The 18,970-nt window shown below is 35.1% G+C and carries 17 protein-coding genes; 6 read left to right on the plus strand and 11 right to left on the minus strand.

All coding sequences use genetic code 11. The annotated features are described in order from the left end of the window. The first annotated feature begins 1,179 nt into the window (after nt 1–1,179). Nucleotides 1,180–4,047 (plus strand): M16 family metallopeptidase, encoded by a 2,868-nt coding sequence (locus BLS98_RS22670; RefSeq protein ID WP_089739814.1) that lies wholly within the window; start codon nt 1,180–1,182, stop codon nt 4,045–4,047. Nucleotides 4,048–4,125: 78 nt separating this feature from the next. On the opposite strand, the gene BLS98_RS22675 is transcribed toward BLS98_RS22670, so the two are convergent. From BLS98_RS22675 to BLS98_RS22685, 3 genes are all read right to left on the minus strand, one after another. Continuing rightward, the gene (locus tag BLS98_RS22675; protein ID WP_089739758.1) at nt 4,126–5,205 is read right to left on the minus strand and encodes a GNAT family N-acetyltransferase; all 1,080 of its coding nucleotides are present in this window, start codon (nt 5,203–5,205) and stop codon (nt 4,126–4,128) included. Further along, the gene (locus BLS98_RS22680; RefSeq protein ID WP_089739760.1) at nt 5,202–6,203 is read right to left on the minus strand and encodes a polysaccharide deacetylase family protein; all 1,002 of its coding nucleotides are present in this window, start codon (nt 6,201–6,203) and stop codon (nt 5,202–5,204) included. The genes BLS98_RS22675 and BLS98_RS22680 overlap by 4 nt, the downstream gene beginning before the upstream one ends. A gap of 67 nt (nt 6,204–6,270) precedes the next feature. Further along, entirely contained in the window at nt 6,271–8,409 is a 2,139-nt protein-coding gene (locus BLS98_RS22685; protein WP_089739762.1) for a S46 family peptidase, read from the minus strand. 290 nt (nt 8,410–8,699) lie between these two features. On the opposite strand from BLS98_RS22685, the gene BLS98_RS22690 reads away from it, so the two are divergent. After that, nucleotides 8,700–9,188 carry a copper resistance protein NlpE gene (locus tag BLS98_RS22690; protein ID WP_228425262.1) on the plus strand — a complete coding sequence of 163 codons (489 nt, stop codon included), beginning with the start codon at nt 8,700–8,702 and terminating at the stop codon, nt 9,186–9,188. 36 nt (nt 9,189–9,224) lie between these two features. On the opposite strand, the gene BLS98_RS22695 is transcribed toward BLS98_RS22690, so the two are convergent. Continuing rightward, nucleotides 9,225–9,872, minus strand: coding sequence for an MgtC/SapB family protein (locus BLS98_RS22695; protein WP_089739764.1), 648 nt, complete (start codon nt 9,870–9,872; stop codon nt 9,225–9,227). Nucleotides 9,873–10,130: 258 nt separating this feature from the next. On the opposite strand from BLS98_RS22695, the gene BLS98_RS22700 reads away from it, so the two are divergent. The 4 genes from BLS98_RS22700 to BLS98_RS22715 are packed head-to-tail and all read left to right on the plus strand — an operon-like array spanning nt 10,131 to nt 12,263. Further along, nucleotides 10,131–10,529: an immunity 22 family protein gene (locus tag BLS98_RS22700; RefSeq protein ID WP_089739766.1), complete on the plus strand. Its 399-nt coding sequence runs from the start codon at nt 10,131–10,133 to the stop codon at nt 10,527–10,529. 25 nt (nt 10,530–10,554) lie between these two features. Continuing rightward, entirely contained in the window at nt 10,555–11,181 is a 627-nt protein-coding gene (locus BLS98_RS22705; RefSeq protein ID WP_139166173.1) for an FEKKY domain-containing protein, read from the plus strand. A gap of 7 nt (nt 11,182–11,188) precedes the next feature. Next, the gene (locus BLS98_RS22710) at nt 11,189–11,503 is read left to right on the plus strand and encodes a hypothetical protein (RefSeq protein WP_089739770.1); all 315 of its coding nucleotides are present in this window, start codon (nt 11,189–11,191) and stop codon (nt 11,501–11,503) included. Next, nucleotides 11,481–12,263, plus strand: coding sequence for a protein phosphatase 2C domain-containing protein (locus BLS98_RS22715; protein WP_089739772.1), 783 nt, complete (start codon nt 11,481–11,483; stop codon nt 12,261–12,263). Before BLS98_RS22710 ends, BLS98_RS22715 begins: the two co-directional genes overlap by 23 nt. 77 nt (nt 12,264–12,340) lie before the next feature. Here the strand turns inward: BLS98_RS22715 and polA are convergent, their stop codons facing one another. The 7 genes from polA to BLS98_RS22750 all read right to left on the minus strand — a co-directional run bounded on the left by polA (nt 12,341) and on the right by BLS98_RS22750 (nt 18,970). Further along, on the minus strand, nt 12,341–15,178 hold the full coding sequence (gene polA / locus BLS98_RS22720) for a DNA polymerase I (protein ID WP_089739774.1): 2,838 nt from the start codon (nt 15,176–15,178) through the stop codon (nt 12,341–12,343). Nucleotides 15,179–15,480: 302 nt separating this feature from the next. After that, nucleotides 15,481–15,912: a hypothetical protein gene (locus BLS98_RS22725; RefSeq protein WP_089739777.1), complete on the minus strand. Its 432-nt coding sequence runs from the start codon at nt 15,910–15,912 to the stop codon at nt 15,481–15,483. Between the two features lie 96 nt (nt 15,913–16,008). After that, nucleotides 16,009–16,422: a type VI secretion system tube protein TssD gene (gene tssD / locus BLS98_RS22730; protein ID WP_089739778.1), complete on the minus strand. Its 414-nt coding sequence runs from the start codon at nt 16,420–16,422 to the stop codon at nt 16,009–16,011. 359 nt (nt 16,423–16,781) lie between these two features. Next, nucleotides 16,782–17,309, minus strand: a complete 528-nt coding sequence (locus tag BLS98_RS22735; RefSeq protein WP_089739780.1) for a hypothetical protein — start codon at nt 17,307–17,309, stop codon at nt 16,782–16,784. A 12-nt stretch (nt 17,310–17,321) separates the two neighbouring features. Continuing rightward, a complete protein-coding gene (locus tag BLS98_RS22740) occupies nt 17,322–17,768 on the minus strand; it encodes a hypothetical protein (RefSeq protein WP_089739782.1) in 447 nt (148 codons plus the stop codon). Between the two features lie 14 nt (nt 17,769–17,782). Further along, nucleotides 17,783–18,469: a hypothetical protein gene (locus BLS98_RS22745; protein WP_089739784.1), complete on the minus strand. Its 687-nt coding sequence runs from the start codon at nt 18,467–18,469 to the stop codon at nt 17,783–17,785. Nucleotides 18,470–18,514: 45 nt separating this feature from the next. Then, nucleotides 18,515–18,970, minus strand: a complete 456-nt coding sequence (locus BLS98_RS22750; protein ID WP_089739787.1) for a tetratricopeptide repeat protein — start codon at nt 18,968–18,970, stop codon at nt 18,515–18,517.

Genomic DNA, 18,970 nt, shown 5'->3' on the forward strand with positions numbered 1-18,970 from the left:
CGTCCGTTTCCTTTAGTAGAATAAATGTTCCTTGCTTATCTAAAAGCTCTTCTGCGCTTACCGAATCTCTTTCGTTTTTCAGTGGGGCAAAGATAACAACTTATTACCACGCAAAACAAACTTTGTTAACTTTAATTTCATATTTACGTAATATTTTCACCTAAATAACTGATACCTTGAGAGAAAAATTTTAAACATTTGTTTGGAGAATGAAGTTGGGGAGTTCGAGAGTATGAGAGAGGGAGAGAAATGGGAGTTATATATTATATAATAGACAATATATGATGTGAGATCTCTACTTGGTGCAAGTAAGTTTTGGCTAAAGCCAATGGAAGGTGATTATTTAGTGTAAACGGGCTCCCTTCGACTAAGCTCAGGATTATAGCTCGTTTCTATTGATACATTTCTATTTGTTTGGAAAGATTAATTATGGTCTTTTTTAAAATAATGCGTTGGTGAGATCCTTGCAGGATGACAAAGATTACGCAGAACAGAAAGGGAGATGAGGAAATAAAGTAATACAATACTTATTATAGAGGATTCTTTTATAAAATGAGGGCTGTGTATTTTTTATTTTCCCACAGATTGCGCGGATTTGCACAGAGGACTGGAAATAATTGGATAACCACCCCGTCAAAAATTCAAAGAATTTTTGACACCCCTCCAAAGGAGGGGAATGATGGAAGCCATTCATTATGGATAATGGTTAATATTACTAATTAATGACACCCATTCCCTATTCCCTATTCCCTATTCCCTATTCCCTATTCTCTATTCTCTATTCTCTATTCCCCGCCACTCATTACTCATTACTCATTACTCATTACTTATTACTTATTACTTATTACTTATTACTTATTACTTAATATATATAATTCAGGTCCACTACCCTAGCCCCGATAGAAACGGTTACCCCACAGCATGCGTTGGTGAGAGAAAGGGATTGAGCGTTGGAGGGCAATGGTGCGAGGAGTATGAGTGGAGAGCGGGAGTAAGCTCCTAAATAGATGATCGAAATAAAGAGTTCTTATCTTAATTATTAATAGAATGCTTCTTATTTCATTCACTTGCTCAACTATGATAATAGATGCAATAGTGATAAAAGCGGAATGTATTTTTTTTCGATTGCTTACATTTGTAGTACATTCTTACTATATTAGGGATGAAATGAATTCATATATGACAGACAGAAAATATAAAGAAGCGGTTCATACAGATACAAACCACTACGAATATACTACGGTAACCCACGATAAAAATAAAGTAAGAATCTACACATTGAAGAACGGACTGAAGGTTTTCCTTGCCCAAAACTTTGACGCCCCAAGAATTCAAACTTTTATTCCGGTAAGAACAGGTAGCAATAATGATCCTGCAGATAATACGGGATTGGCTCATTATCTGGAACACATGATGTTTAAAGGAACATCTAAGATAGGAACTCAGAATTGGGAAAAAGAAAAGGAACTTCTGGATCAAATCTCTGCACTTTATGAAGAACATAAAGCTGAACAGGACTCTGAAAAGAAAAAAGATATCTATAAAAAAATAGACGAAGTATCTCAGGAAGCAAGCCAGTATGCTATTGCCAATGAATATGACAAAGCTATTTCTTCACTAGGTGCTACGGGAACTAATGCTCATACCTGGTTTGATGAAACCGTTTATAAAAATAATATCCCGAATAATGAACTGGAAAAATGGCTGAAAATAGAAAAAGAAAGGTTTTCTGAAATCGTTCTGCGTCTTTTCCATACGGAACTAGAATCTGTATATGAAGAATTTAACAGGGCTCAGGATAATGACTCAAGGTTGGTGAACTATGAATTGATGGCAGCTCTTTTCCCAACTCATCCCAATGGGCAGCAAACCACATTAGGTAAACCCGAACATTTGAAGAATCCTTCTATGAAGGCCATTCATAAGTATTTTGATGAATACTATGTTCCTAATAATTATGCTATGGTATTGGTTGGGGATTTTGATTTTGAAGAGACTATTCAATTGGTAGACCAATATTTTGGTACGCTTCCTTATAGAGAGCTTCCCAAAAAGACTCCTATTATTGAGCAGCCTATTGCAGAAGTTGTAGAGAAAACTGTAAAAAGTCCTACTACTCCACGCGTTCAGCTGGCCTGGAGAACGGATAGTTATGGAACAAGAGAAGCAATGCTTGCTGATATTGTTGCGAATATTCTAAGCAACAGAGGTGAGGCCGGTTTATTGGATCTTCATATCAATCAGACTCAGAAAATGCTTTGGGCACAGGCTTTCTCCGTAGGATTAAAACAATATGGCTATTTTTCTATTGTTGCCGTTCCGAAAGAAACCCAAACTTTGCAAGAGGCAACGGATATGGTTTTGGAGGAAATAGAACTTATCAAGAAGGGAGATTTCCCGGATTGGATGCTGCCTGCTATTATTAATGATTTCAAACTTCAGAGAATGAAAGGCCTTGAAACCGCAGAAGGCCTGGCCACTACTCTATATGATATTTATATAAAAGGAAGAAGCTGGGAACAAGAACTGAATGAAATGGATGAATACGCAAGTTTCACCAAAGAGGACATTACCAGTTTTGCTAATGATTTCTTTAAGCACAATTATGTTGTTATTAATAAAGAAAAAGGAGTTAATGATAAGTTATTGAGAGTGGATAATCCAGGAATTACTCCTGTTAAGATTAACCGTGATGCACAATCTGAGTTTTTACAGGAAATCTTATCTGATAAGACTGCAGATATTAAACCTGAATTCATAGATTACCAAAAGGAAATTGCCACTGATAAGAATAAAGGGAAAAAGTTGAGTTTTGTAAAGAATAAGTACAACGATATCGCCCAGGTTCATTTTATTTTCCCATTTGGAAGTGATAATGACCGTGAACTGGGAATTTCAACTCAGTTGCTTCAATATTTAGGGACCGATGAGCTTTCTCCTGAGGATCTTAAAAAGGAGTTTTTCAAAATTGGAGTCAGCAATGATTTTAAAACAACCAATAACCAGCTAATCATTTCCCTGAGCGGACTGGAAGAGAATATTGAAAAAGGAATTGCCCTTTTGCAGCAATGGATGTACCGTGTACAACCGGATCAGGAAATCTATAATCAATTTGTGGGAACTGTGTTGGAAAACCGTCAGGCTGTAAAAAAAGATAAAAACCGTATCATGACAGCGCTGACTAACTATACTAAATTGGGAAGTACTTCACGTTTTACAGATATTATCTCTAAAGAAGAACTTGAAAGCAGTAAGGCTGAAGTATTCACAGATCGGATGAAAAAGCTGTTCAAGTATCCTTACCAGATTTTCTTTTATGGAAAAGATTTTGAAGCTTTCAAAGGGTATATTGGCAAATACACTGAAACCGAGAGCCTTCAGATTCCAGAACCGAAACAATACCCTGAACCTGCTACCGGCGGAAATGTATACTTTATTAATTATGACATGGTTCAGATGGAAATGAGCAAGATTGGTAAGGGGAATATGGTTAATCCGGCTTATTTTGGAAAAGTGAATGTTTTTAATGAGTATTTTGGACGAGGATTGTCTTCTATTGTTTTCCAGGAGATCCGTGAGAGTAAAAGTTTAGCCTATTCCGCTTATGTTTCTTATGCAGCTAATGCTGAGCTGAATCATCCGGATTATATTACCACTTATATCGGAACACAGCCAGACAAACTGATGATTGCAGTTGATACCATGAACGAGCTGATGAATGAGCTTCCTGAAGTTACCATTCAGTTTGAAAATGCTAAAAATGCAGCGTTAAAACAGATTGCATCTACCAGAATAACCAGAAACAATATATTCTTTAATACTTTAAGGCTAAAGAAACTGGGAATTTACCATGATTTCAGAAAAGACATCTTTGAACAGATCCAGGCATTGAAGTTTGAAGACATCAGACAGTTTTATCAGTCGGAAATTCAATCCGTAGATTTTAATACAGCCATTATCGGTAAAAAGGAAAACCTGAATATGGAAGCTGTAAGTAAAATGGAAACATTTACAGAAGTAAGCCTGAAGGATATTTTTGGACATTAAAAATAAAAAGCCGCTCAAAATCTTTATTGAGCGGCTTTTTTTATTTTCTAAGTGATGGTACTAAATGATCATTGTAGTTTACGTCATCATACAATCTCCATCACCATCCTGATAATGTGGATTAAATCCTTCCGGAAGACTTTGGAGTAACTGTTTATGAAACAGATATCTTCTTTCAAAATCACGCTCATAGATCTTTGGAAATATTTTTGAATGTTCAATTTCTTTATTAAGCTCATGCTGATAACTGGTGAGAGCCTTTATCTTATTTTTAACTACAAAATAGCTCAAAAAGTCAATAAAATTTCCCATCCCTGATTGGGAAAACAAATACGGAATTTTAAGATATCCATCCCTTAAAAGTAACAGGGAACAAACTGTTAGAGAATTCTGGTGATCATATACTTTGATCCAGAAATATTTAAAATTTTCTGCATAGCTTGAAAACAGATATTTTTCATCTTTTCTTTCTCCTTTCAACACCCATGGATACTTTATAGACAGGTTAATTTCATTTGCATTTCTCCTGCTTTGAAAGCCGTTTACAAAGTCTGCACTTTCGCCATCAATATGATCCAGAATTTCGAAATGAAAATCTGGTTTTCTGATCAACATATTCTTTATCGAAATTACAGAATTGGCAGTAAAATCCACAAGAGAAAAAAAAGGCCTAAATAGGTTTGTGTTAGGCTTTTTATCAGGGATAATGGTTGCCAGATCTGTATTAAAGTAGAAACGCTTCCCTCTTTTAGGCAAAATATATTCAAAAGACCCCATAATCTTATAAAGAGTTTCTGCTTCCTGAGTAAACTCCGTAATGGCAATTTGTTCCTCATATATTTCCATGGCTTTTTCCAGAAGTCTTTTTGCTATTTTTTTCCCCCGAAACTCTTCGCTTACATAAAGAGTGCTCAGCCATGCATATCTTATCTCCTTTTCCTCAAGTACAAAGCGATCAGGAAAACACCCCAAATACCCAGCTAATTTTTCATTATAGAAAGCCAGAATAAGAAGTATCTGTTCATCTGTTGCTTTTGGATTATTGATATGTGATAGGGCACGATGTTCCGTGATGGGAAGAAAATCATACTGCTTAAATTCTCCCGATGATACAAAGTCTTCCAGTTGTTTTTTATTAAGTGTCTTCAGTTTTATCATTTTCTCACAATCATATTTTTATTGAGCAGCTTTTTCAATCTGAAATAAGCAATTTCTTTTTTCAGTATTCTTTCTGCGCTTTCACCCATTTCCATTGGAACTCTCTGAAAATTCCTTTTTTCGCTGTCCAGTTTAATTCCTGCAGCTCCAAAACTGCAGAATATTTCTTTATTTTTAAAAAGTTCTTCAAAAAACTCATTTTTCACGCCAAAATCAGTGAAAGGAAATGCAAAACTTTCATACAGGACATCATTTTCCTTTAGATAAGCGAAGGTTTTATGAATAGATTCCATCTGCTGTTCCAGAGATAAAGCTCCGAATCTTGGGTGATCCCAGCCATGAGAAGATATTCCAAAGCCTCTATTGGTAAGATTCTTCAACTCCTCAGTACTCAAATAAGGTTTGTATTCTTGTAAATAGGATTGAAAATCAACTTCAAACTTTTCAGCAAGCAGATCCAAAATATCTTTTTCCTGGTACGTGATTTTTAAAATTTCTTTTTTCAAAATTTCTGTAGTAGCCTGGCTACCGGAAGAAAGAATAGTATATATTTCAGGATGTACAGATTTTTTCTTTTCCAAAGTCTCTATAAGCAGACTGGCTTTGCATCTGAACATGATCTCTTTATTATCAATGAAAGCCGGATTTATAAAATTACAGGCATAAATTCCTTTACGCTCCAGAATCGGGGCAACAATATCGTAAAACTCTCTGAAACCATCATCAAAAGTAAGTAAAGCAATCTTTTTTTGAGGCTTAAAGTTCCCCGAAGTAAAATCTTTGAATTCCGCCCAGTTTACCCACTGAAAATGTTTTGAAAAACAATCTATATCCGCTTCAAACTGCTTAATGTTCTTATATCGGATCACATTTCTGATATGGGGAAGATTTTCATTGGAAACACAATGATAAACAGGTAAACAATAATTTAACGGAAAAGTCTTCCCGAAATAAGCTGTTTCAAAAACAGTAAATAGATTAATGAGCTGATCCTTCATCCTAAAAATAAAAAGAATCTATTCAAAATACATTCGAATAGATTCTTTAAAGGTATAACTTTTAAAATTATTTTATCACTTTCATTTCATCAACAAGCCATTTAGCATCTGCAAATTTCTCAACGATGAAAAGGATATATTTTGTATCTACCATAATGTTTCTACTGAAACGTGGATCGAAATTGATATCACTCATAGTTCCCTCCCACTGTCTGTCGAAATTAAGACCTATAAGGTTTCCGTTCGCATCAAGGGTTGGGCTTCCTGAATTTCCACCTGTTGTATGGTTGGTAGCTGTAAATCCTACTGGAACGTCACCTGTTTTATCTTTATAGATTCCGAAGTCTTTCTTGTTGTAAAGTTCAATCAGTTTCTTAGGAACGTCAAATTCATAATCTCCAGGAACATATTTCTCCATTACCCCTGCAAGGTGAGTCTGGTATCCGTAAGAAACGGCATCTCTTGGAGCAGATCCTTTAATCTTACCATACGTTACACGAAGCGTAGAGTTTGCATCCGGGAAGAATTTTCTGTCTTTATCTGTCTCCATCTGCTGAGCCATAAACTTCTTCTGCAATGCATCAATTTTCGTCTGAAGTGAAGAATATTGTGGATCTGCTGCTTTCAAATAAGTCTCTTTCATAGAAACATAAAGCTGATAGATAGGATCTTTTTTCAAAGTCTTGATCAACTTATCCTGATTAGAGAATGCTTTATCAATATCTGCAGTTAATGTTCCACCATTTACAGCTGTTCTACCTGTAATGATAGAGTTTTTAGACATATCTTCTATAACAGGGATGTTTGCATTTTCATCCTTATACTTACTGAATCCTGCCGGTAAAAACTGAGAAGCAGTTTTGTTGGTATATAAAGCCAGTAGTTTTGCGGTTACTTTAGCATCAAGTTCTGCGCTATAATCTTTATAGAAAGAAGTAAGTTTTGTTTTTAGCTTCGTAAGCTCCTTCTCATCCATTCTTCCAGCTTCTACAGACGCCACAAAGTCATAGTAATCTCCTGCAAGCTTTAATGTTTCAGCATTTCTTACCACTTCTGTGTAATATGCATTGTTCAGTGCGTAAGGAGCCTGTTCATTGTAAAGTTTGTTCAGTTGATCTAAAGTTGTTTTAACTTCAGGATTTTTAGCAACCAGAGAGCCTTCATACATTACTTTCTTCTCAACAGCATTGGATTTCTTTAATCCTTCTACTTCACCAATCCATTTTTTCCAGTAATTGGCTACAGATGCATATTTGGAAGCATATTTAATACGTGTTTCGTTATCTACACGCATTCTTTCGTCCAAAGTTTTTAAAGCAACATCACGTACAGCAATTCTTGCAGGATCAATATCCTTCATGATCTTTTCTACTGCTACTGCCGGAAGATATTCTGTAGTTCTTCCCGGGAATCCGAATACAAATGTGAAATCATTCTCATTCTTATCCTTGATAGAAACAGGTAAATAATGCTTCGGAGTGTAAGGAACGTTATCTTTTGAATATTCTGCAGGCTTGTTGTCTTTGTCTGCATAGATTCTGAACATTGAGAAATCTCCGGTATGTCTTGGCCAGACCCAGTTGTCTGTATCACTTCCGAATTTTCCGATGCTTTGAGGCGGTGCCCCAACAAGACGGATATCCTTGTAGGTTTCGATGGTATAAGCATAGTACTTGTTTCCATAGTACATTGGCTTTATCATGATCGATTGGAAAGATTCAATTTTCTGAGAGTTTTTATAAACCTCAATATTGTTGTTGATCTTTTTAGTAAGCTCAGGCTCTGTAAGGTTATCAGTTCCTTCCAAAATCTGGAAACTTACATCTTTTATATCTACGATAAAATCTACTTTTACTCCCGGGTTAGGAAGCTCACCATTCATATTTTTAGCCCAGAAACCATTTGAAAGAAGGTCATTCTGAACCGTAGAATGCGCCTGAATCTGTCCAAAACCACAGTGGTGGTTAGTCAGTAGTAATCCCTTCGGAGAGATGATCTCAGCAGTACATCCGCCGTTAAACTGTACCACGGCATCCTTTATACTTGGTTTCTGAGGATTGAAAATTTCTTTTGCGGAGATTTTCATTCCCAAATCCTTCATTTCCTTTTCATTCAGTTCTGTGGGAATCCACATTCCACCATATTGTTGTGCAAATGCCATTGCAGCCGGCAAAAGAAATACGGATAAAAGTATCTTTTTTGTCATAATCAAAATTTTGCCCGAATTTACGAAGAAAAATAGGAATAGGCCCCATAAAACGAGGGTAAAAATGTCAATAGTGAATTTTGCTTCACAAATGAAACGTCAATAGTCCGTTTTTACTTCGTAAGTGAATGCTGAATTCCTAGCATTTATAAAAATTAACAAAGGAAGCGAATTGATTATTCATTATTGATATCTCCTCTACCCTCATACTCTCCCACTCTCCTACTCATCCTTGGCTCAATTTTTGATTAAAATCTGTCAGTTTAAAAAACATACTTAAATTAATTATTATGATGAAAAACAAAACACTTATCCTTGGAATCGGAGCAGCTTTATTCCTTGCTTCGTGTGCTAAAAAAGAAACTGTTGATACTAAAACTTCTGGGACAGATTCTGCTGCTACTGTTCAGCCAACTGTTGCAGACAGTACAGCTCATTCTACAACCAGTGCTCAAGGTGACACCTCTGAAAATGCTTTGGACTGGAATGGTACTTACGAAGCGACAGTTCCATGTGCTGACTGTCCGGGAATCAAGACTTCATTAACATTGAATAATGATAAAACATTCAGCATCACGGAAGAATATCTGGAAAGAAAATCAAAGAATGAAGATAAGGGATCTTTTACGTGGGATGCTACAGGAAGCATTATTACTTTAAAAGGTAAAACAGCAAACTATAAATATAAAGTTGGAGAAAATATGTTGATCCAACTGGATATGGAAGGAAAAGAAATAGACGGACCTAACAAGGATCTGTATGTATTCAAGAAAAAATAAAAATAAAGGCTTCGGCCTTTATTTTTTTGCTCTATTCTAAAACTGATAGGCAATAATTTTAGAGTCATCAACTAAATCTTTTATCAAACCTTCATGATGCGTATTCTTACCTGTAAGCCTCCAGGTTGCAGTAATATTTCCTTGTGTATATTGTTGTTTGATTAACAGGTACTTTAAACGATGCTTTTTAAAAAGTTCTTCGCAATGTTTTAAATCTGCTGAATTCGTTACGCCTACTTTATATTCTCTGATCTTATTGTAATTGTCTATAAAGCTTTGCAAATAAGTTAAAGCACTCAGAATAATAAGCACCAAAGCTGTTCCGAGAAGGGAAAAATAAACATATCCGGAACCTACTGCCATTCCTATGGAAGCGGTAGCCCAAATAGTGGTAGCAGTTGTAATGCCTTCAATCTTATTTTCGCCTTTAAAGATTACTCCAGCACCCAAAAAACCAATTCCAGTGATGATATTCGCTGCCAGACGATCAGGATTAGCAACGCCTATTTTGATAGAAAGGATGGTAAATAAGCAGGCTCCAAAACAAACCAAAATAAAAGTACGAAGCCCGGCTGATTTGTTGCGGTACTCGCGCTCAGCCCCAATCAGTAATCCGAGGATTACGGAAATAAAAATTAATAGCAACTCATTCTTAACCACATAATGGTCCTGTAGAAATTCCATTTTCAAAATTTAATGATAGAATAAATTTACAATAAAAAGTTTTACGGAACTATTTTTGATGCCCAGACTTTGTGTACTGCTGCTCAAAAATGGGAGGTAAAGAAAAACTTTTTGTAATATTACACTTTCAAATGGAAAAGTAAAGCTTGCAACTATTTTTTCAACAGTAAATGAGGACTCTAAAGTTTGATAGAAATTAACAATCTTGAGTACTCATTCTAAACGATTATAATTAAATAATACAACAAACAATACATTATGGACAAAGAAATTTCTCACTTCTGGCTGGGGTATTTTAAAAATGAAGAAGAATTTTATGCTTTTGTAGAAGAGGATGAAAATTATTATCTGGAAGAAGAAAATGACGATCAGTATGTTTCAAAATTCGCAGAATCTCAGAGCATCAAATGGTTTGATGACGACTTTATAGAATATGGTTTTGAAGATGAAAGATTAGGATTAATTGAAAAGTTCTCAGAATATTCCTATGCAGACCAATGGCTTCCTATTTTAGAACAGAAACTTAATGATCTAGGTCTGGATACTCCAGTAAATACTATCGTTTTTGCCAGCAGATTTGTAATTCCTAATCCTGTTTCTGTGGATGGAGAAGAAAACAAGCTGTATTATATCGGCGAAATTGAGTTCGACGTTTAAATATTATTAAGATTTTAATATCATTATGAATAAGAAATTGATATGGGTTAATCTAATACTACTTCTACTCGTTGTAGCAGCCTATATCTTTAATTCTTATATAGTAAACTATCCGATGATGTTTAATCTTCCTTATATTGTAAAAGAATCAAGATTAGAATTCCTGGCTGTAATATTTGCTTTTACAGCCTTGGTTTCTTACCTGATAAGCAGCTTGGATTTTAAAAAATTAAACTTCAGGGCTAAATTTCTTCGGATATTTCCAATTATCAATGGTCTTGTTTTATTATTTTTTATCTGCCTGCCAGCGAATGAATTTTTGAAAACACAAAGGGAAATTTCCGAAAGAGAAAACAACTATCTCCTTCAGGCAAAAAAGGATATTGAAAATAATAATGTAACTCTCCAATATACAAGTGGAATTTCAATACCTGTACAAAATCCCCACACGACTCATCGTATAGATAGTATTCAGAAAAAATATGGGATAACTTATATGAATACAGGCTGTATCATTGACCCTATTGATAATAAAGCTCAAAAGAAATATGCTGACGCTGTAGCTCCTTTTCTTGAAAAAAGGAATGGAAGAAACTGGCAGAATAGAATGCAGAAGGAAATAGATCATCTTAAAGAAATTTCTGACAAATAACTACACCATGTCTATCGCAAAAAAAGGACTCAGAAAGATCATTGTCACTGATGAAGTATTTTATTGGAAAATAAGAAAGAAAATTTCACACATTGAAAGACATAATGTGGAATATGACATCCCTGTTCAACATGAAAGTGAAGGTCAGATTCTTTTAATTAATATAGGTTTTTGCAGATCAGAATATTATGGACGAAAACCCATGCAAGTCACTCCCAGCGATATTGAATCAAGCATAACTGAAGCCATTGAGCTTGGATGGGAATATCGTAAACCGGGAAAGGCTATCAAACTTATGGATGGAGAATTGTTTTATTGGTGAAAAAGCAATACCTTCCCACTCATTCATGAACATATATTCCTCCTTACAAATCGGTGATTATCATACTAATCACTGTGAAGATCATCTTCTGATCAAAAAAATAAACTCTAACAAAATTGTATGTGCCGTAATGGATGGTTGTTCTACCGCCATGGAAAGTCATTTTGCCTCCACATTAGTTGGGAAAGTTCTGCGTAAGATTATCATTGAAATGGGGTATAGAGAGTTATATGAAAAAAATGTTCAGCATAGTCTTGATGATCAGCTTAAAGAAATTATTAAAGGATTGTTTCAGGAAGTTACATTTCTAAAAAATCATCTCATGATGGATGAGAAAGAGCTATTAACCACACTCATCATCTTACTTTATGATGCTTCAGAAGACAAAGGAATCATCTTATCTCTTGGTGACGGAATTATTGGCATCAATGGAAAAATAACAGAATTTGATCGGGATAATAAACCAGACTATTTCGCTTATCATCTTAATGACAATTTTGAAGAGTGGTATACTTCTCAAATTCAAAAGATATGTTTTGAATGTTTGGATGATATTTCGATTGCTACTGATGGAATTCTTAGTTTTTCAAAAATTAAAAAAACTGATTCTGAAGGTATAAACTGTGTTAAATTCCTGATGACTGATGCTCCAAATGATATTACTGAAGAAATGCTCAACAAAAAAATAAAAATCCTTGAGCATCAATATGGAATGAAACCAACAGATGATGTAGCTATTATCAGACTTATTAAAGGTTAATCTTCACCATTAAAAAGTAAAAAACTTCTGCTCGTAAGCAGAAGTTTTTATTTTATTATTCAAGTAAGTTTAACTTATTAATGAGCTTCCAGCCAGTTATCTCCTACTCCAATTTCTACCAATAACGGGACCTGCGTTTTCAAGGCATTTTCCATTTCGGTTTTAATTAATTTTGAAGCGGCTTCAATTTCATCTGCCGGGGCTTCAAATACCAATTCGTCATGTACCTGAAGCAGCATTTTTGTTTTTAGTTGCTGTTCTTCCAGTTCACGATCAATTTTAATCATAGCAATTTTCACGATATCAGCAGCACTTCCTTGTACCGGAGCGTTTACTGCATTTCTTTCTGCGTGTCCTCTTACTACGAAATTGTTGGAATTAATATCTTTTAAGTGACGTTTTCTTCCCAAAATGGTTTCAACATATCCCATCTGACGGGCTTTGTTCACTTGTTCTGCCATATATTCTTTCAGTTTCGGATACGTTTCGAAATAGGCTTCTATCATTTGCTTGGCTTCTGTACGGGATAATCCGGTTTGTTCTGCCAATGCAAAAGCACCCTGCCCGTAAATGATTCCGAAGTTTACGGTTTTAGCCTGGCTTCTCTGTGTTTTTGAAACTTCTTCCAAAGGAATTTTAAAAAGCTTCGCAGCTGTGGAAGCATGAATATCTTCTCCGTCCTGGAATGCTTTAATCATATTGTCTTCTCCTGAAATTTCAGCAATCAGACGAAGTTCAATTTGTGAATAATCGGCAGAGATGATCTTCTTCCCTTCTCCGGAAACAAAGGCTCCACGAATCTGTTGTCCTCTCAATGTTCTGATCGGAATATTCTGCAGGTTTGGATTTACACTTGCCAAACGCCCTGTAGCTGCTGTAGTCTGAGAGAAGTTGGTGTGTACTCTGTTATCTAATTTATCAATCTGTGAAGGCAACGCATCTACATAGGTTGATTTTAATTTCTGATAAGTTCTGTATTCAAGAATATGTTTGATGATCTCATGCTTTGAAGCGAGCTTTTGAAGTACATCTTCCGAGGTAGCGTACTGACCAGTTTTGGTCTTTTTCGCTTTTGGATCAAGCTGCATTTTTTCAAATAAGATTTCCCCTAACTGTTTAGGTGAATTCATATTGAATTCTTCTTCTGAAAGTTCAAAAATTGTTTTCTCTAAGTTTCTCAGATCATTTTCAAGGTCAATACTTTCCTGTGCCAGCCATTTTTCGTCTAAAGAAATTCCGGCAAGTTCCATTTTCGCCAGAACTTCCATCAAAGGCATTTCAATATTGAAGAAAAGCTCTTCCAGATTTTCTTTTTTCAATTGTGGAGCAAACAGTTCATACAACTGGAAGGTTACATCTGCATCTTCCGCAGCATAATCGGTCTGAGTTCTAAGGTCTGTATCTCTGAATGTCCCTTGTTTTTTTCCTTTCTTCCCGATGATGGTTTCAATGGAAACAGGTTTATAGTTCAGGTATACCTCAGAAAGATAATCCATTCCATGTCTTCCATCTGGATTCAACAGGTAATGGGCAATCATAGTATCGAACATCGCTCCTTTAACGGTGATATCGTACTGTTTTAATATTTTATAATCGAATTTTAGATTGTGAGCGATTTTCAGCAAATCTTCTTTTTCAAAAAACGGTCTGAAGATCTCAAGCGTCTGCAATACTTCTTCTCTGTTTTCGGATAAAGGGATATAATATGCCAATCCTTTTTTATAGGAAAAGCTCATTCCTACCAATTCTGCTTCCAGCTCGTTTAATGAAGTAGTTTCTGTATCAAAACAAACCGTCTTTTGTTTCAACAGATTGTCTACCAGTTTTTTTTGAGCTTTTGGATTGTCTACAAACTGATAAAGATGATCATTCTGTTCAATAGAAGATTTTGTAGAGGTCGCTTGATCCAACTCTTCAAAATTCGCAAAAAGATCAAGCTGCATTGCCTGTCCTTTTACTTCTGTTCCTGCCGGAGCAGCCTGTTTTACATCAACTTCACTTACTACAGCAGTTTCTGTAGCAGCCGGAGCAAATGCTCTGTAAAGGTTTTCATATAATCTTCGGAATTCTATTTCTTCGAAAACTTCTTTTACTTTTTCAAAATCAGGCGTTTCAAGATCGTATTGTTCCTGATGGAATTCAACAGGGACATCACAAATAATAGTGGCTAGTTTTTTGGATAGAATTCCACGTTCTGCAGAGGCTTCAACTTTTTCTTTCAGCTTTCCTTTCAGTTGATCTGTATTGGCCAAAAGCTTTTCAATGCTTCCGTATTCTTTAAGGAATTTCATAGCCGTTTTCTCTCCTACTCCTTCCAATCCTGGAATATTATCTACTGCATCTCCCATCATAGCCAGATAATCGATAACCTGCTTAGGATCTTCGATCTCATATTTGGCTTTCACTTCTTCTACGCCCAAAATTTCTATATCTCCGCCTTTTAATCCTGGCTTATAAATTTTGATTTTATCGGTAACCAGCTGTGCAAAATCTTTATCAGGTGTTACCATAAAAGTAGTATAGCCTTCCTTTTCTGCTTTGCAGGCAATGGTTCCTATAACGTCATCTGCTTCATAACCTTCAACCCCAAGAATCGGAATGTGCATTCCTTCCAAAATCCTGTGAATATATGGAACAGCAATTTTGATGGCTTCAGGAGTTTCACTTCTGTTAGCTTTATAGTCAGCAAAATCATCGGTTCTTACGCTTGCTCTTCCTACATCAAACACAACAGCCAGGTGGCTTGGTTTTTCTCTTCGTATCAATTCGATCAAAGAGTTGGTAAAGCCAAAGATGGCAGAGGTGTCTAACCCTGTACTGGTTAGTCTTGGATTTCTGATCAGTGCGTAATATCCTCTGAAAATCATCGCATAAGCATCGATGAGAAACAGCCTTTTATCTTGTGTTGCGTCCATATTATCTATAATGAACAAATATAAGAAAATAGGAGGATAATTTGCTAGTTTTGGGTTGGATTCGGGTTACAAGTATGGGATAAGAATTGTTAATGATGAATGGTCAATTCGCTCCGTTTATCATTTTTTTTATAGTCAGTGATGATTTATTATTCGTTTGGAAGGTAGATTTTTTTTGCTTTTGGGGTTATTGGGGTGTTAGGAAGAGTTATTCCCTCTAAGAGAAGAGAATGATCGAAGCTGTTCTTTACTGATGGGTGTAACAGCCAGAACATTCTCTTATTTTTTTCATTGAATCTTTATTAACAATCGTGATTTTCGTAGTTCAGCTGCTCCATCTTTTTCTCATAGCTTTCCATGTCTTTTTTACCTATGTTTATTTTTTTCAGCTGTACAGGGATTTGTTTTTTCCCATCCGGACTAATCCAGGTTCCATTCATGTTCTCTCCTTCTTTCTTTAAAATCATCAATCCTGTGAAACCTTCTTCTACCATGGCAAATTGCTCTTTTACACCTTCTGTAACGCTAAGCTGCAGCCAATTACTTACTTTTTCATAACGGTACATCGCGTTATAAAAAGGATCTCCGCCACAACCGTTCTCTACAGATTGTAAAAATAAGGTTACCGGCATTTTCCCGTTCACTGTACCTTTGTACAGAGAGGAAGTGTTCTGGGCTCGTAAAGTAATGAATGAGATTGTACAAGTGAGAATCAATAGAATTTGTCTGAACATTTTTATATAGTTTTAGTGGTATATGGATAAAAAACAGAACAGTATACTCTACAAGCATACTGTTCCATTAGTTTTTTTAAGTTTTGTTGTTCTGGCTTATTTACCAGCAGATGGCCAAAGACCTGCGTACTGAGAAGTACCGTAGTCAATAGTTTCAGCACTGATTACGAAGCTGATCAACATACTGTTGCTGTCGATTGCATCGAAATCTACTTCGTGTTGGATAACGTAACCGTTTTCCCATTTTAAATTGATTAGAGTTCCTTCTTCGTGAGATTTGTTGAAAACAATTTCTCCTACTGTTGGCTTATATTTTCCGTTCAATAAGCTTTCTAGGATGTCTGATTTTTCAGTAGCCTCTACTGTAACTTTGATTAATGCGTTAGAAGGGTCTGATGCTACACGTCCTGATACGTCTGTTGATCTTGATACGCTGTAGTTCATTTTTAATAATTTCTGACCTTCTCCGTTGTTGAATTTTAAGATTCCTCTTGAGTTTCTTTCTGCCATGATTGTAAATTTTAATCGTTAGTAATAATTTTGTTATTCAATAATTGTAAGACAAAGATAAAGGCCTTTAAGTTGAAAAAAAAGCTTTTGAACAGAAATCTGAAAAATTGTAGTAGTTCTACGATTTCATGTCGTAATTCTACGACATTGGAGTTAACATAAAACACAACCCCTTATTAATAAATATTTTAGCCATAATTAAAAATTCACAATAAAACATTAATTATTACACCTAAAAGAGAAATATTATATTAAAAAACTTACTTTATGGCTATTTAAAAACCATCCAAACCTCATCATTTATAGTTCAGTTTTACTGGAGGCCTCCTTACTATTTGTACTGATAAATAAATTCAAATTTAATGATCGGAATACCAATATATATTCTGCAACTTATTCTTAGTCTTAATTTTTGTGAACTGCAATTCTTTTTGAGCTTCTTTCAGCAGTCTTTTCAATTCTGCTCCTTTATCTTGATCATAACGACTTTTGTATTCTACATCATTCAGATAAATAGGGTGTGAATTCTTCAGACAAAACTTAAAGTATATTTTTGAATTGCGTAATTGCAGCGTCTTTGTCTCATAGTCGAATGAAAAGAATCCTATGATATCTGTCTTAGCATATTTTACGTATCTATTATTGTTTTTTTTCAGATAAAGATAATTATCATCAAACCAGATAGTCATCTTAACAGAAATGACTTTCAGAATCAAATAACATGTTCCCAAATACAACAGGGTAAAAATGGTCATTAAAGAAACACTGAAATCAAATAAAAAATAATACAAAGCCCCATATAAAGCCATAGAAGGGATAATCACCAACACCGTCCAGCCTATCTGAAACGGTAGAACATTTTTTAATATGAATTCTCTTCTTGCCATTCCTCTTATACGTTAAGCTCCGAAACAGATTCCATAATATACAAGAAATCCACCCAGTAGAAAAAACAGTTTAAATCCTGTTTTTATTTTGTCTGCGTTATTGATTACAAATTTTACAGGGTTCTTATCCAGATTCTGCGCATTATACGTCTGATGGAATCTAATCAGTATATTATCTAAGATCACTTCTGTAAATAGCAAAACAAAGAAACTGTAGAAGAACAGGGAAATAATTCCCAGACAAATATTAAAAAGCTGTTTTTCGTAGATCAGAATACTATGATCAAAATTCTTAGCGTATAATAAAAATCCCAAGGGAGCTATGATAAAAAACAAAACCCCTGCAATAATTCCCAATCCAGTAATACGTAAAGCTTTATTTTTTGGATACAGTACAGGCAGCCTGAAGAGCAACCATCCAAATGAAACCATAAATGCAATGTAAAATATAACTTTCATGATGAGCTATTCTTTTATTTATGATCAATATAATAGATGAAACAAGTCATTAAAAGGATCATCACTCCTCCTGCGATTCCTAAAATGAATATAATGACCTGCCATGGCTTCATTTTGTTTATGATTGAATATTTTATTTTTTCCCCTTTTACCACATACACTCCAAAGTTAGGAATGATGGTAGTATTGATGATATTTCTGAGCTCTTTCTTATTGAAATTTTTATTGATATAAGGTTTGATGTATTGAACAAAGGCATCCAACTCATCAATATCTTTTTGTGATGAAAATGGAGCGAGTCCTGTATCCCCTACTCTTATTTTAATGATATTATCGGCTGTTTTAATCGTCAGGTAGCGTAATCCTATATTACCAAGATTTTTGATCATCTTAATTTCAGATGCATGGAACTGATAGTCCAGATTTCTAAATGTAATGTGAAACTGATTATCTTTTATATTGATGATCCAGGTCTTTTCTTTAACGAGTCTGCTTAATTGCCTGAGTGTAATCATGCATACTCCAATAGTCATAATACTGGCAAACGCCACCGATTTTAGGAAATGAATATTGGGAAACAGCAGGTCACCTCCAAATAAAATTCCAAGCATGGTACATAATCCAGGAATGATTAATAACAGAGCCAGTCTAAGTTCTGTTTTGAAATTCAGCCCCTGAAAACTAAATACTCTGTCTTTCATTGGTTTTGGTTATCATCATTTTTCTTTCCGCTTAAGATAATAAATTTAGTTACTTTGACTTCGCTCCAGAGAATCCAGAATGTTTAAATTTCTTTCACTATATGGGTTACCCAGTTTGCGTGATTCTTCCATGAAAAGCCTTCCTTTTTTATAGTCTTTATCTTCTATATAAGCAATTCCTAATAGATTGATAATCTTGGTATGGTCATCTGTACTGTAGTTTTTATTTTTATAAGCAGGTTCCAGATACCGGAGCGCATTATAGGGTTCTCCTACTTCCAGATATGAATTGGCCAATGGCATTATAATTTCAGGGTGTTCTTTTAAATCTACCGTTACAAACTGAGTAATTGCAAAACCATATTCTTTACGTTCATAAGCTTTCCAGCCTTTATCCAGCCTTTCACTATCCCCAAACGAGAAAACATAATTATTTTTTGCAATAGCGATTATACTTAGAGCTGCGATTACGCCTATGATGATAGATGTTGTTTTTTTCAT

Source organism: Chryseobacterium jejuense (assembly GCF_900100075.1).
Taxonomy (GTDB): domain Bacteria; phylum Bacteroidota; class Bacteroidia; order Flavobacteriales; family Weeksellaceae; genus Chryseobacterium; species Chryseobacterium jejuense.

Coding starts and splice junctions, on each gene's coding strand:
- BLS98_RS22670 (WP_089739814.1), top strand. CDS start 1,180: ATGACAGACAGAAAATATAAAGAAGCGGTTCATACAGATACAAACCAC.
- BLS98_RS22675 (WP_089739758.1), bottom strand. CDS start 5,205: ATGATAAAACTGAAGACACTTAATAAAAAACAACTGGAAGACTTTGTA.
- BLS98_RS22680 (WP_089739760.1), bottom strand. CDS start 6,203: ATGAAGGATCAGCTCATTAATCTATTTACTGTTTTTGAAACAGCTTAT.
- BLS98_RS22685 (WP_089739762.1), bottom strand. CDS start 8,409: ATGACAAAAAAGATACTTTTATCCGTATTTCTTTTGCCGGCTGCAATG.
- BLS98_RS22690 (WP_228425262.1), top strand. CDS start 8,700: ATGATGAAAAACAAAACACTTATCCTTGGAATCGGAGCAGCTTTATTC.
- BLS98_RS22695 (WP_089739764.1), bottom strand. CDS start 9,872: ATGGAATTTCTACAGGACCATTATGTGGTTAAGAATGAGTTGCTATTA.
- BLS98_RS22700 (WP_089739766.1), top strand. CDS start 10,131: ATGGACAAAGAAATTTCTCACTTCTGGCTGGGGTATTTTAAAAATGAA.
- BLS98_RS22705 (WP_139166173.1), top strand. CDS start 10,555: ATGAATAAGAAATTGATATGGGTTAATCTAATACTACTTCTACTCGTT.
- BLS98_RS22710 (WP_089739770.1), top strand. CDS start 11,189: ATGTCTATCGCAAAAAAAGGACTCAGAAAGATCATTGTCACTGATGAA.
- BLS98_RS22715 (WP_089739772.1), top strand. CDS start 11,481: ATGGAGAATTGTTTTATTGGTGAAAAAGCAATACCTTCCCACTCATTC.
- polA (WP_089739774.1), bottom strand. CDS start 15,178: ATGGACGCAACACAAGATAAAAGGCTGTTTCTCATCGATGCTTATGCG.
- BLS98_RS22725 (WP_089739777.1), bottom strand. CDS start 15,912: ATGTTCAGACAAATTCTATTGATTCTCACTTGTACAATCTCATTCATT.
- tssD (WP_089739778.1), bottom strand. CDS start 16,422: ATGGCAGAAAGAAACTCAAGAGGAATCTTAAAATTCAACAACGGAGAA.
- BLS98_RS22735 (WP_089739780.1), bottom strand. CDS start 17,309: ATGGCAAGAAGAGAATTCATATTAAAAAATGTTCTACCGTTTCAGATA.
- BLS98_RS22740 (WP_089739782.1), bottom strand. CDS start 17,768: ATGAAAGTTATATTTTACATTGCATTTATGGTTTCATTTGGATGGTTG.
- BLS98_RS22745 (WP_089739784.1), bottom strand. CDS start 18,469: ATGAAAGACAGAGTATTTAGTTTTCAGGGGCTGAATTTCAAAACAGAA.
- BLS98_RS22750 (WP_089739787.1), bottom strand. CDS start 18,970: ATGAAAAAAACAACATCTATCATCATAGGCGTAATCGCAGCTCTAAGT.